The organism is Mediterraneibacter sp. ICN-202921, assembly GCF_037890075.1.
GTDB classification, from domain to species: Bacteria; Bacillota; Clostridia; order Lachnospirales; family Lachnospiraceae; genus Mediterraneibacter; species Mediterraneibacter massiliensis.
The window spans coordinates 256154-273031 of the sequence record NZ_JBBKBE010000002.1; the positions used below are offsets into that span (position 1 = coordinate 256154).

The window sequence follows — 16878 nt, forward strand, 5'->3', positions numbered from 1 at the left end:
GTATGGAATATAATTTTATTGTGAATCCATGCGCTAGATCGGGAAAAGGGAAACTTATTTGGGACAGACTGGAACCCGTGTTGAAAAAGAAAAGAATCGCTTACCATGCCTATCTGACCAGATGTGCAGGAGACGCGGCAGATATAGCCAGAAGGATCACAGAGGATGGGAGAGAGCATATTCTTGCGGTACTTGGGGGCGACGGCACAGTCAATGAAGTATTAAATGGGATTTGTAATATACGAAAGTCCATACTTGGTTATATACCGATTGGTTCGAGCAATGATTTTGCCAGAGGGATGCAGATTCCAAGAGAACCGGAAGAAGCACTGGAACTGATATTGGAGAGCAGGCATATACGGGAAATGGATGTAGGCGTGATGAGTCGAAAGGAGAAGCAGAGGAGATTTGCTGTAAGTGCAGGGATAGGGTTTGATGCGGCGGTCTGCCATGAGGTCTGTCTGTCCAAGTGGAAAAGAATACTGAATGTATTCCATCTGGGAAAATTAAGTTATGCAGTGGTGGCGCTTAGGCGCCTGATAAAGGATCCGACAGTACGTGCCAGGATCTGTCTGGATACCGGAGAAGAGATGGTCTGTGACAGAACATATTTCATTGCTGGTATGAATCAGAAATACGAAGGCGGAGGCTTTCGTTTTTGTCCGCAGGCCTCGGCGCAGGATGGAAAATTGGATGTGATCATAGTGGAGGGAATCTCCAAATGGAAGATCCTCTGTCTGCTTCCGACTGCGTTCTGGGGCGGTCATGTGCGATTTAAAGGAGTGAGCGTACGGCAGTGTAAGAGTATGGAGGTACATTTGGAGAGTCCATTGCCGATCCATACAGATGGGGAACCTGTATTTTTAAGAGATGAAATGAAAGTATGTCTGATGCCGGACAAGATCAGGGTGATCGCAGGCTGCTAGGAGGAGCGCATGAAGTGGTTGTTGATAATCGGAATACTTGTGTCTTGCTTGCTATTGTATCTGTTTCTTATAGCACCGCATTTGGGCGGCAGAGAGAGGATGCATCCGTTTTTGGGAGTCCGGTGGGCGCATCGTGGACTGCACAGCGCACAGTCGGGAATACCGGAGAACTCTATGGCAGCCTTTCGAGCAGCGGTGCGGGAAGGGTATGGAATCGAGTTGGATGTCCATTTATCCAAAGATAATAAGATTGTTGTGTTCCATGATGATACATTCGATAGAGTATGCGCAAAAAGCGGGACGGTAGAAGAAACAGACTACCGAGAGATGCGGACATACAGCCTTTTGGATACAAAAGAGAAGATTCCTTTGCTTAGAGATGTACTGTCCTTTGTGGACGGGCGTGTTCCGCTTTTGATCGAAGTGAAGCTACCTACAACCGATACAAAGATATGCGAATATCTGGAAAGAGAGCTGAAAGAATATAAGGGAAGATATATGATCCAGTCGTTTAACTGTTTTGTGCTGCACTGGATAAAAAAATATCATTCGGACGTTTTACGAGGCCAGCTGTCTGAAAATCTCACACGGACGGGGAAGCATCCGCATTATGTATTTCGCTTTCTGGTGAAAAATTTATTGACAAATGCACTTTGCCGTCCGGATTTTATTTCCTACAAAATGTCTGATACGGCGAATATAAGTCTTTGGCTGAATCAGTATCTGTTTCGTGCGCCTATCGCTGTGTGGACTCTTCACGGCGAAAAGGAAATAAGACAGGCAAAGAGAAGGTTTCAAATGTATATTTTTGAGCGTGGCCGATAGAAACGGGGGAAGTAGTAAAGAAATTCAAAAGATTTGTTAAGGATTTATGAAGAGTATTGTTGTGAAAATAGAATCGTGATATAATCGGTAAAACATTGAAGGAATTTAATAAAGAAGGAAGTTGCTTATATGGCAGTAAAAGAAAGAGTTTTTAATTTTATAAAGAAATATAAACATGCATGGGTATTTCTTTACGTGCTGATCTACATGCCGTGGTTTATGTATTTGGAAAAGCATATTACAGTACAATCGGAGTATCATGTGATCCACTCGGCGCTGGACGATAAGATCCCGTTTATAGAATTTTTTATCGTGCCTTATCTGCTCTGGTTCGTGTTTATTGCTGTGGTTTTTCTATATTTTTTCTTTACCGATGTAAATGGATTCTATAAGCTGGCAAAGTTAAGTTTTATAGGGATGACGCTTTTTCTTGTCATCTCCACGCTGTTTCCAAACGGTCTGGCGCTTAGACCGATCGTGTTCCCGCGGGATAATATATTTACAGATATGGTGAAGATGCTCTATATGGCGGATACACCTACAAATGTATTCCCAAGTCTGCATGTGTTTAACTCTCTGGCGGCGTGTATCGCTATTTATGAAAGCAAGACGCTTAAGAGACATAAAATGATCAGTTCGTGCGCATATGTTCTGGCCGGATCCATTATCTTGGCTACGATGTTTTTAAAGCAGCATTCGGTGATCGATGTGATGGGAGCTTGTCTAATGGCGTATACATTGTATCAGTTTGTCTACGCAGCAGAACGCAGGAAAGCTCCGAATGTGAGTAAACAGACAGTATAAGTACACAGGAAAATCGCATAAAAAGATGAAAAGGTTCTGTAAAGCTGTACCCGGTCTTTACAGGATCTTTTTTGCGTGCGTCCCGGTATATTGAACAGAAAATTTGCGCAGTTCGCCGGGAGTCATATGAAAGGTACGTTTAAATAAGCGGTTAAAATAACTGCAATTATCAAAACCAACGCTGAAGGCAATGTTGGTGACAGAGTCTTCTGTTGTTTCCAGAAGCCTTTTGGCCTGGTTTAACCGATAGTGGTTCAGAGATTCAATGGGAGAGGTCATCATTCCATGCGCAGAGATATCCCCGATGTTTCCAGAGTGACCAGGTCGGTTCGATGTGTATATAATTCTTTCCACAATTTGCAGAGTGCTATATGTATATCCAGTTCTTCAAGGGGCGGCGCATTCTGGCACTGAGAGAGTATAATCTCTTCAGGGATTGACGCATTAGTATTAGCACCGCAGGATGCTTCTGTGAACGTATTGAAAGAAAGCGGGCAAGATCGCAAATGTAAAAGTAGGTGGCATATGACGTGGCAAACGACAAGGAGTATGATGGTGAGCCGAAAGTAAAACTGGAATTACTGGCAGTATCCCAGGAGAACTTAAGAGAATAAGAAAAACTAGTTTACTGAATATTTGTGACTGGATGTATAAAAACAAAGCCTTAAATATGTCTAAATTTACTAAAAACAGAGTGCGGCAGCTTCTTTTGGAGAGAAATAGTCGTTCCCAAAAGGTAAGGATAGTGTTATAATAATAAAAGTGTCTCGCCTTGTATGGTGAGAAAGTTCAGAAGCGCAGGAGGAAAAAAGATGGGAAAGATAATGCTGACAGGCGACAGGCCTACAGGCAGGCTGCACGTGGGGCACTATGTAGGTTCTTTAAAGCGCAGGGTGGAGCTGCAGAATAGAAATGATCTTGATGAGATGTATGTAATGATAGCGGATGCACAGGCTTTGACGGATAATGCGGATAATCCGGAGAAGGTGCGTCAGAATATTATAGAGGTGGCATTGGATTATCTTGCCTGTGGTCTGGAACCGGAGAAATGTACAATGTTCATTCAGTCTCAGATACCGGAATTGTGTGAGTTGTCCTTTTATTATATGAATCTGGTTACAGTATCAAGGCTTCAAAGAAATCCAACGGTGAAGTCGGAGATACAGATGCGGAATTTTGAAGCAAGTATCCCGGTAGGATTTTTTACTTATCCGATCAGCCAGGCAGCAGATATCACGGCATTTAAGGCGACGACAGTTCCCGTAGGAGAGGATCAGCTGCCGATGCTGGAACAGACAAAAGAGATCGTGCGGAAATTTAATTCCGTGTATGGGGATACGTTGGTGGAGCCGGAGATCCTTCTGCCGGAGAATCAGGCATGTCTGCGGCTGCCGGGAACAGACGGTAAGGCAAAGATGAGTAAATCACTGGGCAACTGCATCTATCTGTCAGAGGAGCCAGAAGAGATACAGAAGAAAGTATTCAGTATGTTTACGGATCCGGAACATATCCGTGTAGAGGATCCGGGAAAACTGGAAGGCAACACTGTCTTTACGTATTTGGACGCATTTTGCAGACCAGAGTATTTTCCAGAATTTTTGCCGGACTATACAGACCTGGATGAACTGAAGGCACATTATAAACGTGGCGGCTTAGGAGATATGAAGGTGAAGCGTTTCTTAAATAAAGTACTGCAGGCAGAATTAGAACCGATCCGTAATCGCAGGAAAGAATATCAGAAAGATATACCATATGTATATGAGATTTTGAAAAAGGGGAGCGAAAAGGCGGAAGAGACTGCTGCGCAGACATTACATGATGTAAAAGAGGCAATGAAGATCAATTATTTTGAAGATCAAGAGTTGATCGCTATGCAGGCAGAAAGGTTTGCTGAATAAACGGCAGAAGAGAACATATTTTAAGTGGGACTGTGTGAAAAGAGATTCATGACAGTTCCACATTTTATGCAATAAAAAAACTGTTCTGAAATTCAGAACAGTTTTTTCTACGTGCGATAGAAGATTCGAACTCCCGACCTTCTGGTCCGTAGCCAGACGCTCTATCCAGCTGAGCTAATCGCACACATGTGAAATGTTTCGTTCACAGCAGATATTAGTATATAATATTGCATGGATGTTGTCAAGTACCGGAAGAAAAATTATTTATTTTTCTGCAGCAAATTTTTATTTTGTCAAATTCACCCAATATTTGCAGTCTGATATCTATAGTCCGTATATGCAGCCAGGAAATGAATAGAAGCGCCGGGCAAGGCACTCTTTTTCCTGCCCGGCGTACTTTTATACATAACTGAAAAAATTAATAAGAACGGAACAGATGTCTTGGAATTCCGTCTACCATGATAGGAGACACGTCTCCTTGTATCAGCGGCCGTACATAGTTGACGAATTCATCTGTCACATAAGTTCCTTCTTCATTCAGCCACTCTCTTGGAACTAATTTTTCATCATTGGCGATCTTGTGTACGTCTTTTACCTCTGTTCCGCTTTGATAAGGATCGTCGGACAGGCGCTTGAGAACGACCATCTTGCCGGAATCGCCTTCATCTGCGGCTTTTACTGCGGCTCCGCCTACCTGATATGCTTCCAGGATATCTACACGGGATGCGCAGTGAGAAGCGGAACGCTGCAGGGAACTTAATTCGATGGCTCGCGTCTTGCAGCCAATCTCTCCGGCAATATAACTTGCCAGATAATTCGCTGTACCGGACAGCTGCTTATGTCCAAATGCATCTACAAAATCAATGCTCTGTCCCAGTTCGCATACATACCGTCCGTCAGCGAGGCGGATCCCTTCAGAGACTGCCACAACGACAGAAGGTTTCTGCTTCAGAAGTTCTTTCACCTTATTGCCGAACGTCTCTATATCAAAGGGAAGTTCAGGCAGATAGATAAGATCGGGACCGGAACAGTCTTCGCCTTTTGCCAGCGCTGCGGCGCCTGTCAGCCAGCCTGCGTTTCGTCCCATGATCTCCACGATCGATACAAGTCCGTTTTTATATTCCAGGCAGAAGCTGTCACGGATGATCTCCTTTACAGAAGTGCCGATATATTTCGCGGCACTGCCATAGCCAGGAGTATGATCGGTCAGGGCAAGGTCATTGTCGATTGTTTTAGGACAGCCGACAAAACGTGTAGGATGTCCGGTTACGATGGCATAGTCGGACAGTTTTTTGATCGTGTCCATGGAATCATTGCCGCCGATATAGATGAATGCCTCGATATTTAATTTATCCAGAATTTTGAAGATCTTTTCATATACCTCCCTGTCTTCATGGATCTCCGGCAGTTTATAACGGCAGGAACCTAAAAATGCCGCCGGCGTACGCTTTAGAAGTTCGGCATCCAGTTCATTGGTAATAAATGTGGACAAGTCGATGTATCGTTCCTGCATCAGTCCCTGTATTCCGTGAAGCATGCCGTATACTTTTTCAGCGCCCCTGTCTTTTGCAGTACGGTATACGCCTGCAAGGCTGGAATTGATCGCGGCAGTGGGTCCGCCGGATTGGCCAACGATTATGTTTCCTTTCATGTAGAATACCTCCGTCTCAATAGATTATTAATTTATATTTTAGTGCATTTTGCCTAATTTGTAAACGCATAAATGGAATAAATCGTTAAAATGACGAAAATTATCAAGCGAAAAAAATGATATAATATTTTCAGATGTTTCACGAGTGTGAAACAATCCCATATTGGAAAGGAAAAGAGAAGATGAGCAAGTATGACTATCTGATCGTCGGCGCGGGACTGTATGGTGCGGTTATGGCGCATGAACTGACAAAGAGAAATAAGCGCTGTCTTGTGATCGACAAAAGAGAGCACATCGCAGGAAATATTTATTGTGAAGAAATAGAAGGGATCCAAGTTCATAAGTACGGAGCGCACATTTTTCACACGTCTGATAAAAAAATCTGGGAATATATGAAGCAGTTTACAGAGTTTAATAACTATATCAATTCTCCGATCGCGGTTTATAAAGATGAATTATATAATCTTCCATTTAATATGAATACATTCAGCAAAATGTGGGGGATACGTACACCACAGGAAGCGAGGGACATTATCCAAAGTCAGGTCGAAGAATCCGGGATCACCGATCCAAAGAATCTGGAAGAACAGGCATTGTCTCTCGGCGGCAGAGATATCTATGAGAAACTGATCAAAGGGTACACAGAGAAGCAATGGGGGCGTGACTGTAAAGAACTGCCGGCATTTATCATCCGGCGGCTTCCGTTTCGCTTTACTTACGATAATAACTATTTTAATGATCGTTATCAAGGCATACCGGTGGACGGATATACCGCTGTCGTAGAAAGAATGTTAGACGGTATAGAAGTAAAGACGGGAACCGATTTCTTTGCTCTGAAAAAGGAGCAGCCCCAAATTGCGGAGAAGGTGATCTTTACAGGCATGATCGACGAATATTTCGAGTATTGTCTGGGCGCTCTTGAATATCGTTCTGTGCGGTTTGAGACAGAGGTGCTGGACTGTGAGAACTATCAGGGGAATGCGGTCGTCAATTATACAGAAAGGGAGATTCCCTATACCCGGATCATAGAGCATAAACATTTCGCTTTCGGAAAACAGGAGAAAACGGTTATTTCCAGAGAGTATTCTTCTGCGTGGAAAGTCGGAATGGAACCGTATTATCCGGTGAATGACGAGAAGAATGAGCGGCTCTATGAAGCGTATAAAAAGCTGGCGGTAAAAGAGCGGGACGTTGTCTTTGGGGGGCGTCTCGGCGAGTATAAATATTATGATATGGATAAAGTCGTCGCCGCGGCGCTTGCGAAAGTCGAAGAGATCGTTTAAGTGTATAAGAAGGTAAACGGGATATAAAAGAGAGGAAGAAGAGGAAAAGGGAATGAGAAAGATGAGTTTGCGGATCGTATCGGTCCTTGCGCTGCTTGGACTGGCGTTTGTTCCCCTGGGCGGCGAGCTGAACCGCTGGGGGTTTACCTTTGTTGTGTTTGCGGTTGTTCCGGTGGGGATTTTATTTGGCGGAAGTTTTATAAAAAACAGGATCCTGCATGTACTGCTTACCTGTCTGGCGGCAGTGCTGGGGATCCTTGGCATGTCTTTTCTGCTGGTTACGGCGGCTCTTAACTATGGAGCGGCATATTTGTTTTGCGTATCAGAATTTAGAATGCTGCAGGGTGTGTGGCTGACCTGGCTGTTTTTCTGGATCCTTTTGTTTATGGCGATTGCAGGAAAGAAGGCGGGAAAACGTATGATCCCTGCGTTGATCGCCGGTACTGTATTTGTAGTATGTCTGCTCGCCGCAGGCGCGGTTTTTATCATGGACAGAATGAGCAGTCCGGATCCTTCCCCGGAAGAGGGAGGGAGCGCTGCGCCGTATGACTACACGCAGGAGGATATCTCGCAGGATGAGGAGACGGGGATCTTCTATGTGAACAATATCGTCATGGTGTTCTTTGAGCCGGATACTTCTAAGGATGATAAACAGGCGGTAGTAGAGGCGCTGAACGGAGAAGCCGCAGGGGAAGAAGAAGTGATCGATCTCATGATGATCCGGGTGGAAGCCTCCTCTTATGCGGAGCTGGAAGCCCTTTGCGAAGAAGTCCGCCAGATGGAAGGCGTGCAGGAGGCGACGACAGATCTGGCAGCCCCTGTGACATCGAATTATGAGCCCAACGATCCATTTGGAAAATATTGGTATAATGCGCTGTGGACAGATAATACATGGGATGTGGATGCTCCTTCCGGAAATAACTGGTGGGCGGAGGCAATCGACGCACCGGCTGCCTGGGACCACAGAAAGGAACTGTCTCCTGTCAGTGTAGGAGTCGTAGACAGTGGCGTGGATGCCGGACATGAGGACCTATCGATCACTCTGCTCAACGAAGAACTGAATGTTCCTTCCGAAAGCGATCACGGGACGCATGTCAGTGGGCTGATTGGCGCTGCCATGGATAATGAGAAGGGAATCGCAGGGGTGGCGCCCAATGCCAGGATGCTGGGCTGGGACCTGCAGCCGTCAGATGCGCAGCAAAAAGAAGGTGGATGGGATACAACCAGTTCTCTTCTGTCTGGGATAGTCGCTTCTGTAGAAGAAGGCGGCGCCCGCACGATCGTGAATTTATCCCAGGGACTGAGCCCGGGAGGATTGAAGGAAGAGACGGGGAGCGATATACTCAGCGATGAACAGCGATGGGCTCATGGCGCAAGAGCATCCGCGTATATGTCCGCTTTACTTATAAGGGGATATGATTTTGTGATCGTACAGTCCGCAGGAAACGGAAATGCAGAAGACATAGGATATGATTCTCAAAATAACGGTCTTTTCTGTAATGTAACAGAAGAAAACTGTGAAACTTTCGGGGGAAAGGTAGAGCCGCAGGCGATACTGGACCGGATCATCATCGTGGCGGCGGCAGAGCGGCCAAATAAGGACGGGGAATATACACTCTGTGATTTTTCCAATTATGGAGACAGGACTACGCTGGCGGCGCCGGGGGATGATATTTACAGTACGGTCAAAGGCAAATATGGAGAAATGTCCGGGACTTCTATGGCGGCGCCTATCACTGCAGGCGCTGCTGCGGCAGTCTGGGGCGCGCAGCCCGGCTTAAGCGGCGCGCAGATCAAGGGTATACTTCTGGACACCGCCCAGACCCAGGTCGCTCCGAATAAAGCAACAGAAGCTTCCAAAGAAGATGCGCTTCCACTTCTGAATGTGGGGGAGGCTGTGGAAAAGGCGCTGGGAATAGAAGCAGAAAATACAGATAAAGGGATCTATGAAAAGTATATAAAAGCAGCCAAGGTCACGACAGTGCAAGGCAAATGGACGGAAAATGTATATCTGGATATGGAAATACAGGTTCCTGACGGCAGTGATCGGGATACGGTCCTGATCAACGCACAGATGGAGACCGAGATCTCCGATTATGACAGAGAGGATATAAGCAGTGTCCGGCTGAAAGGAGAAGGATACAGCAGCGGAAAGGAATATACCTCTTGGGAGATGACGTATGCCAAGGGGGTAGCGTCCTATGTGTACTCGGAGCCGACAGAGCAGAAGATGGAGCAGGAGATACAGCCGGAGATTTTTGATTTCTTCAATCTGCAGGAATCTTCTCTTTTGGATGGCGCAATAGACGGAGACGAGATCACTTTTTGGCTGAGCCGGGAATCCCTGGAGGCAGCCGCAGGGACTACGCTGACACAGCTGCTTCAAGACGACGGGTTTGCGTATGAGAAGGCGGCGGTGACAGCCAGGATCGATCCGTCCAGCGGCCAGCTCTTAGGACAGACCATCGAGATCACAGGTACGATAGCGTATGAAGGAAGTGAACAGCCAGCAGAATGTGTACTGGACTATGCCTTTGAGGCGGAAGAGATGGACTACGGGGAATTGACGCCGGGCAATGGGGATATGTCAGAGGAAAGGGATATTGTACTTGTACTGGATAACTCCGGAAGTATGGCGGAGTCTGTAGCAGAAGGCAGTTCCTCTGAAGTGCCGATCGAAGAAACAAGGGAGGCGGCGCTGAAATTTGTAGATACGGTTCTTAAGGAAGATGCGAGTATTGGTATCGTAACATACAATAATGATGCAGCTATGCGCTCGGATTTTTCAAAAGACCAGAGCTTTCTGGAAGCGGCGGCATATAGTATCCGGGCAAACGGCGGCACGGATATAGAGGCAGGCTTAAGCACGGCACAAGAGATGCTTTCCTACAGCAGCGCAAAGAAGAAGAGCATCGTATTGATGAGCGACGGCATGCCAAACGATGGAAAACAAGGGGAAGAGCTCATATCCTATGCAGATTCTCTGAAAGGAGAGGATATTGAGATTTATACACTGGGATTTTTCAGCAGCCTGGAGTCAGAAGATAAAGCGGCGGCGCAGTCGCTGTTGTCTCAGATCGCAAGCGAGGGACATCACTATGAAGTGGATGACGCAGAGAATCTGGTATTCTTCTTTGAGGATATCGCGGATGCGATCAATGGCCAGCAGTATATATATATTAAGATTGCCTGCCCAGTGGATGTGACTGTGAGATCCGGCGGAGAGACACTGAGTTCCAAGGAAGAAGACTTCAATACCAGGACCGCTTTTGGTACATTGACGTTTGAAGAAGGAGATGCCGGAGAAAGCGTTCAAGAAGAAAGCGCCGGTGAAGAGAGAAGTGGCTTCTTCGGTCAAACACAGATCGGGGACACTGGTGCAGAAGAGGCTGCTAAGGAAGATGACAGGGTGAAGATCCTCCGTTTGAAAGAAGGCACAAAATATGACGTACAGATAGAAGGCACCGGAGACGGCAGCATGGATTATACGATCGGTTTCATGGACGAGGATGGCGAATATGCCGATTTCCGGGAATTTGAAGATATAGAGATCAACGAGGATACAAAGATCGATACAGTGGCAGAAAATGCTTCTAAGACTGTACTCAAAGTGGATGAAGACGGAGACGGCAGATATGACCTGCAATACAGGGCAGGAGAAAATGAAAATGGAGAACTGATAGATCACAGCTGGATACGCTATGTGATCATTGGAGCGGCAGGAGTTATTTTTGCTCTGCTCGGTATTTTGGCGCTGCGTCATTGGAAGAAAAAGAAAAAAACACAATAAAAGAAAGTGCTGAAAAAGATGGAAAAACCAGATAGAATCCAGTATAATATGTAAGGGACAGGGAGGTGGATGCAGGCATGAAAGAAAAATTAAAGTATATCATAGCTGTTTTAGCGGCAGGGACCGTGGGTTTGGGCTTTGTACCATTTGTGAAAATCGGGACTCTTAGATTGTCTTTTCTGGAGATCTTTAAAACGGGACTTGGCTTTTATACGGGGACAGAAGCAGAAGAACTGTTGTTTTCGGCTGTGCGGACGTATACAGAAAGTTCTATATGGGGGATAGCAGGCGTTGTATTGGCGATTCTGCTGGGCGCTTTTCTCATTGCGATACTGCCGGGACGCATTCCCTATGTGGTCGGGATGATCTCAAGTATCTTAGACGGCGCGGCGCTTGGAGGAATTTTGTTTTTGCTTTGTGGTTCCTTAAAAGAGATGGAAAAGACAGCGCTGCTCGTGGGAAAGGAAAATGCGGTTGAACTGCAGATCCTGACATTTTTGATCTTTGCCGTATGTTATGTGTTTCTTTTCCTTTTATCACTGATCGGGATTTTACTGTGGAGCAGGGGAAAAGAGGATGCAGAGCCGGAGATGGAAGAAGTCTTCGGAGCGGAAGAGGAAACGATCGCGATGCCTTATATGGAGGATACATTCCCGGAATATGAGACAGAAAAAATGGAGTTTCCCGGACAGACAGAGCAGATGTTAAAAGAAGAGCTGTTTGAGGAAGAGCAGGAAAAGGAACGTGCGGCTTTTATACAGGAGCAGGAAGAAAGCGGAAAAGATACAGAAAGATTTTCCGGGGAAATATGCGGGGAGGCCGGTCTGCACAGCGGAAAGCGCTATGCGTTAAAAGGCGTGCCGGAGATCTTCTTCCTCTGGGCAGAAGAAAGCGCGGTCTTAAGTACTTTTGAGAGTCCGCAGGCGCTCGTATCTGTCCGCTATGAAGCGGAAGAGGGACAATACTGTGTGGCGCCGTTCGCGGTGAAGACAGTATTTCTGGAAAGCGGACAGCCGCTGGGAAAAGGACGTAAGTACTATGTTCCCAGAGGAACCAAAATATATATAAAAAATAAAGAAAATATATTTACTTTAGTATAGGAGGGACTTATATGTTTTGTAAAAATTGTGGAGCACAGATAAAAGAGGGGGCAAAATTTTGTTCTAAATGTGGAACACCGGCAGCAGACGGCGGCAATAGCAGTCAGCAAAGTGGTTCCAATGCGCAGACCCAGTCTGCTAAGAAACCGCCGTATCTGGCGATCGGCGCAATTGTGTTAGGCGTGATCGTGTTGCTGCTGGCAGGGAAATTTTTGTTTGGCAGAGGCTATGTAAAGCCGCTGAAAGCATTTGTAAAAGGGATCGAGCAGGAAGACGGCGAAAAGATCTTATCTGCTTACAGTGAAAAGACGGTCAAAAAGATGGAGGACAACTATGGTTTAGAAGGCAGAAAACTGGAAAAATATTGGGAAAAGAATGCTATCTATGCGCTGACGAGCGAAGAACTGGAAGGAAAAGATATTAAAATAAAATATAAGATCGAAGACAATGAGAAACTGGATAAAGATGACATCAAAGATATCGAAAAGGAATTAAAGGAGTACATGGACATCCGGGAGGATGTCAGTGCGGCGCGGGAACTGGAAGTCGCGTTTACCATTTACGAGGACGGCGACAAAGAAGACGAAGTGGATGTTACAATGGAAGTGATCAAAGTGGACGGGAAATGGTATCTAAACTGGGGAAGCTTTGAATATTAAAATACAAAAAAGGGAAACAGGAGGAAAAGAGGATGTTTTGTAAAAATTGTGGCGCGCAGATAGCGGAGGGGGCAAAATTCTGTCCAAAATGCGGTGCATCTGCAGGAAATGCAAATGCAGGGAATAACGGAGAAACCGGGCAGGTAAAGACGGGAAAGAAGCCGCCGTATCTTGCCATCGGACTGATCGCGGTGATCGCGGTCGTGGTGATCATCCTGGCCGTGGTGTTGGGAAAGACCGTGTTTGGAAAGGGATACGAAAAACCAATTAAAAATCTGATCAAAGGTGTGGAAGAACAGGACGGAGAGATGATCTTGTCTGCTTTTTCCGATGAAACCATCGAGGCTTTGGAAGACGAGATGGGCGTGGACAGAAAAGATCTGGAAGACATGATGGAAGAAGAATTTGAGTATATGTTCTCAGACGAGGAATATGAAGACGAAGATCTGGAATTCAAATATAAGATTGAAGACAACGAAAAGCTGGACAAAGACGACATCAAAGACATAAAAGATGAATTGAAAGATTACTATAATATCCGGGAGGATATTAAAGCTGCGAGAGAGTTGGACGTAACGCTTACAGTTTATGTGGACGGAGAGGAAGAGGAAGATTCAGAAGAAACTTTGACTGTGATCAAGGTAGACGGAAAATGGTACTTAAGTCCATCAAGTTTCTAAAAACGGATGAGCCTGCCGGAGTGGATCCGGCAGGTTTTTGTCGTATAGAAAGGGGAAGATCCCATGACTCGGGCAGGCTGCTATGAGGAGGGAAAAGATATGGAAAAGGTGCGTAAGGGTTGGTTGACCGGCATATAGAATAATGGTATCATAAATCCTAAAGTAAGGAGGCGAGGCACATGAGCAGCGAAGAAAGAGAGAAAAGAGAAGAACTGGAAAATGCGTTAAAAGAAGCATATCTGGAATTAGGAAAAGAATATTATGAAGGCGGTTTTGAAGATCCGCTGCCGCAGCTTCTTTCTCTTTTTGACAGGATTACTAGGCTAAAGAGGGCAATAGAGGAAGTTGAGGATACACAGGCAGATACCGGCATATGTCCCGGATGTGGAGCTGTACTCGAACCGGGGGCTGTTTTCTGTGGAGGATGTGGAAGAAAGATAGGATAAAAGAAGAACAGAAAATTTACAGGGAAGAGGAGGATACATGAAATGGCATTTTTAAATGATTTGGATAAGAAAATTTCTATGTTTGGACAGGGGGCACTGCAAAAGACAAAAGAAGCAACAGATTCTGTAAAGATATCAGCAAATCTGCGGGGGCTGGAAAGCCAGAAAAAGGAAGCTTTTGAGCAGCTTGGAAGGGCATACTATGACTTTTGTGCAGAGCAGGGACAGGATATCATACCTACTGGCACAGAAGTGGCGGCAAGGATTCGAGAGTTAGATATACAGGCAGAGGAATTAAAAGAACAGCTGCGCAAGATCAAAGGCACGATTTTTTGCCCAAATTGTAATGCGGAGATTTCGGAGGATTCGAAGTTTTGTAATGTATGCGGAGCCAAAATAGAACTCCCAGAGCAAACTGCAGAAACGCCTGAGCAGGCTCCATCTGGAAGAGTTTGCAGTTCTTGCGGCGCATTTCTGGAAGAAGGGCAGGTATTCTGTGTGAACTGCGGCGCTAAAGTAGAAAAAGAGGTAGTAGACGCAGAGGCGCAGACAGAGGCATATACAGAAGCACAGCCATATGAGCAGGCGCAGGAGGAAGTGCAGAAATCCGTATGTCCGAATTGCGGAAAGGAATTAAAAGAGGGGCAAAAGTTCTGTACGGGATGTGGAACACCGATAGGATAGGGAGGAGTAAACATGCGATGTCCGAAATGTAACAGCCCTGTCAATGAAGGGGATGTTTTTTGTGAAAAGTGCGGCGCGTCTCTGGTAAAAAAGAAGAAGTCAAAACTTCCGGCAGTCATAGTTTCTTTGGTTCTTATACTGGGGATTTTAGCTGGTATCTGCGTATGGATCGTGACAGACGAATACCATGTGAAAGATTCGAAAGAAGAATTGTCTGCCCGGATAGAAGAGTATAAAGGAGCGCCGGACGCAGACAAGAAAACAACAAAAGATTCCGGGAAAGAGGAAGAAGATCCAGAGGATGAGGATAAAAAGGATTTAAAAGAAGCAGATGAGGACAAGAATAAAAAGGAGCCGGCAGAAGAGAAAAAAGTGTATGATTCTGAAGAAGGCGGAGTCCACAGATATGAACTCTTTATTTCGGATTGTACATGGAGTGAGGCATACCAGTATTGTTTAAATGCGGGAGGGTATCTTGCCCGCATAAACAGTAAAGAAGAATATGATATGATCCTGTCGGAGATACTTAGGCTAAATATGCAGGATATCCAATTTCGGATCGGAGGAAGACGGAATCCGGGTTCCGAAGAATATTATTGGGTGAATGAGAAAAATGAGCTGTATGGGGAGCAGATCAATACGGACACATACTGGTGCGCGAATGAGTGGATGGATAACGAGCCGAGTTTTAAGGATGGAACGACGGAAGAAGACTGTCTGGATATTTTTTACTATCAGGGCAGCGGGGAATGGGTCTTTAACGACGTGCCGAACGATATTCTGGCTGTAGCACCTGATTTTTCCGGGAAAATAGGATATATCTGTGAGTATGAAGACTGATAAAGGAAAGAAGAAGCAGGATAAAAAGAGGAAGTTTCTTATTTTTGCGGCAGTATTGCTGTGCCTGATCTGCATAGTGGTGATTGGAATGAGTATCCGAGAGATCATAGAGAAAAGCGCAGAAACATCTTCTGTAGGATCCCGCCCGAAGACAACAAAAGACAGCGGGCATACGCAGGAAAAACGACCGGAGAAAAAAGAGAACGAGGAGATACAACAGCCGAAAAAAAGCGTATCTGAAGCAGAAAGAATTCTTTTGGAAATGACAGTGGAAGAAAAAGCGGCGCAGCTTTTTATCATTACGCCGGAGACATTGACCCAGGAAGAAGTTTTAACGCAGGCGGGAGACGTATTGCAAAATGCATTCGCATCTTATCCGGTAGGCGGTTTTATCATGATGCAGGGAAATATCGTATCTCCCGAGCAGATCACTGAGCTGAATCATACGATAGAGGGAATGAGTATCAATGCGGTTGGATTAAAGCCTTTTCTCGCGGTAGACGAAGAAGGCGGGACAGTCGCAAGGATCGCGGGAAATGAGACGTTCCCTGTGGAAAATAGGGGGAACATGAGCGATGTAGGAAGTACCGGTGATCCGATGAAGGCATATGAGACTGGGGCTTATATAGGTGGTTGTCTGGCAGAATATGGCTTTAACCTGGATTTTGCGCCGGATGCGGATATATGGCTGAATCCGGAGAACACAGTTGTCCGGTATCGTTCCTTTGGATCGGATGTACAGCTTGTGTCCGATATGACAGCAGCGGCTGTGCGGGGCTTTCATAGCGCAGGTATTTGCACAGCTTTGAAACATTTTCCGGGACATGGCGGGACTGCCGAAGATTCGCATGAGGGTTTTGCTTATGCGGCGAGGAGTCCGGAAGAACTTAGAGAGTGCGAATTCCTTCCTTTTCAGGCAGGTATAGAAGCGGGAAGTGAATTCGTTATGATAGGGCACATAACGGTGCCGGAAATAACAGGAGAGGGCACACCGGCAACGCTTTCTGGAAATATGGTGACAGACATTCTGCGCAAGGAGCTGGGATATGAAGGGATCATTGTCACAGATGCCATGAATATGGGAGCAATCTCCGCAAATTATTCCTCGGATACAGCAGCGGCAGAGGCGGTAAAAGCAGGCGTAGATATGATTTTAATGCCGGCAGATTTTTATGGCGCATACGAGGGAATCTTAAGTGCGGTGGCCAGCGGAGAAATTTCAGAGGAGCGCCTGGATGAATCGGTCAAAAGGATTATAGAGTTAAAATTAAAACTATAGTATTCATAAAAAA

General features: G+C 45.7%; 15 protein-coding genes and 1 tRNA gene. 13 read left to right on the plus strand and 3 right to left on the minus strand.

All coding sequences use genetic code 11. The annotated features are described in order from the left end of the window. Nucleotides 1–2 precede the first annotated feature (2 nt). From WKT01_RS03280 to WKT01_RS03290, 3 genes are all read left to right on the plus strand, one after another. Complete coding sequence (locus tag WKT01_RS03280) at nucleotides 3–926, plus strand: diacylglycerol/lipid kinase family protein (protein WP_117974014.1); 924 nt, start codon at nucleotides 3–5, stop codon at nucleotides 924–926. Between the two features lie 9 nt (nucleotides 927–935). Beyond that, nucleotides 936–1751, plus strand: a complete 816-nt coding sequence (locus WKT01_RS03285; RefSeq protein ID WP_059067983.1) for a glycerophosphodiester phosphodiesterase family protein — start codon at nucleotides 936–938, stop codon at nucleotides 1749–1751. A gap of 129 nt (nucleotides 1752–1880) precedes the next feature. Beyond that, a complete protein-coding gene (locus WKT01_RS03290) occupies nucleotides 1881–2555 on the plus strand; it encodes a phosphatase PAP2 family protein (protein ID WP_059067990.1) in 675 nt (224 codons plus the stop codon). Between the two features lie 57 nt (nucleotides 2556–2612). Here WKT01_RS03290 and WKT01_RS03295 read toward each other — a convergent pair whose 3' ends face one another. Continuing rightward, a complete protein-coding gene (locus WKT01_RS03295) occupies nucleotides 2613–2909 on the minus strand; it encodes a helix-turn-helix transcriptional regulator (protein ID WP_147337194.1) in 297 nt (98 codons plus the stop codon). Nucleotides 2910–3367: 458 nt separating this feature from the next. On the opposite strand from WKT01_RS03295, the gene trpS reads away from it, so the two are divergent. Further along, nucleotides 3368–4453 (plus strand): tryptophan--tRNA ligase, encoded by a 1086-nt coding sequence (gene trpS / locus WKT01_RS03300; protein WP_117974016.1) that lies wholly within the window; start codon nucleotides 3368–3370, stop codon nucleotides 4451–4453. A 110-nt stretch (nucleotides 4454–4563) separates the two neighbouring features. Here trpS and WKT01_RS03305 read toward each other — a convergent pair. Together WKT01_RS03305 and WKT01_RS03310 are read right to left on the minus strand one after the other, a co-directional pair. After that, nucleotides 4564–4637 (minus strand) — tRNA-Arg (locus tag WKT01_RS03305). A 234-nt stretch (nucleotides 4638–4871) separates the two neighbouring features. Beyond that, nucleotides 4872–6104, minus strand: a complete 1233-nt coding sequence (locus WKT01_RS03310) for a 6-phosphofructokinase (RefSeq protein WP_117974018.1) — start codon at nucleotides 6102–6104, stop codon at nucleotides 4872–4874. 182 nt (nucleotides 6105–6286) lie between these two features. Between WKT01_RS03310 and glf the strand changes: the two genes are divergently transcribed. The 9 genes from glf to WKT01_RS03355 all read left to right on the plus strand — a co-directional run bounded on the left by glf (nucleotide 6287) and on the right by WKT01_RS03355 (nucleotide 16865). Beyond that, nucleotides 6287–7387, plus strand: a complete 1101-nt coding sequence (gene glf, locus WKT01_RS03315; protein WP_117974020.1) for a UDP-galactopyranose mutase — start codon at nucleotides 6287–6289, stop codon at nucleotides 7385–7387. A gap of 52 nt (nucleotides 7388–7439) precedes the next feature. Next, nucleotides 7440–11177 (plus strand): S8 family serine peptidase, encoded by a 3738-nt coding sequence (locus WKT01_RS03320; RefSeq protein ID WP_059068002.1) that lies wholly within the window; start codon nucleotides 7440–7442, stop codon nucleotides 11175–11177. A 77-nt stretch (nucleotides 11178–11254) separates the two neighbouring features. Next, complete coding sequence (locus WKT01_RS03325; protein ID WP_117974021.1) at nucleotides 11255–12277, plus strand: hypothetical protein; 1023 nt, start codon at nucleotides 11255–11257, stop codon at nucleotides 12275–12277. An 11-nt stretch (nucleotides 12278–12288) separates the two neighbouring features. Continuing rightward, nucleotides 12289–12936: a zinc-ribbon domain-containing protein gene (locus WKT01_RS03330; RefSeq protein ID WP_117974024.1), complete on the plus strand. Its 648-nt coding sequence runs from the start codon at nucleotides 12289–12291 to the stop codon at nucleotides 12934–12936. Nucleotides 12937–12968: 32 nt separating this feature from the next. Beyond that, nucleotides 12969–13616: a zinc ribbon domain-containing protein gene (locus tag WKT01_RS03335; RefSeq protein WP_117974026.1), complete on the plus strand. Its 648-nt coding sequence runs from the start codon at nucleotides 12969–12971 to the stop codon at nucleotides 13614–13616. Nucleotides 13617–13795: 179 nt separating this feature from the next. Continuing rightward, on the plus strand, nucleotides 13796–14062 hold the full coding sequence (locus WKT01_RS03340; protein WP_117974028.1) for a zinc-ribbon domain-containing protein: 267 nt from the start codon (nucleotides 13796–13798) through the stop codon (nucleotides 14060–14062). Between the two features lie 42 nt (nucleotides 14063–14104). Next, nucleotides 14105–14746 carry a zinc ribbon domain-containing protein gene (locus tag WKT01_RS03345; RefSeq protein WP_117974030.1) on the plus strand — a complete coding sequence of 214 codons (642 nt, stop codon included), beginning with the start codon at nucleotides 14105–14107 and terminating at the stop codon, nucleotides 14744–14746. A 12-nt stretch (nucleotides 14747–14758) separates the two neighbouring features. Next, nucleotides 14759–15586, plus strand: coding sequence for a lectin-like protein (locus WKT01_RS03350; protein WP_117974127.1), 828 nt, complete (start codon nucleotides 14759–14761; stop codon nucleotides 15584–15586). Then, entirely contained in the window at nucleotides 15576–16865 is a 1290-nt protein-coding gene (locus WKT01_RS03355) for a glycoside hydrolase family 3 protein (protein ID WP_340311442.1), read from the plus strand. Before WKT01_RS03350 ends, WKT01_RS03355 begins: the two co-directional genes overlap by 11 nt. Nucleotides 16866–16878: the final 13 nt, after the last annotated feature.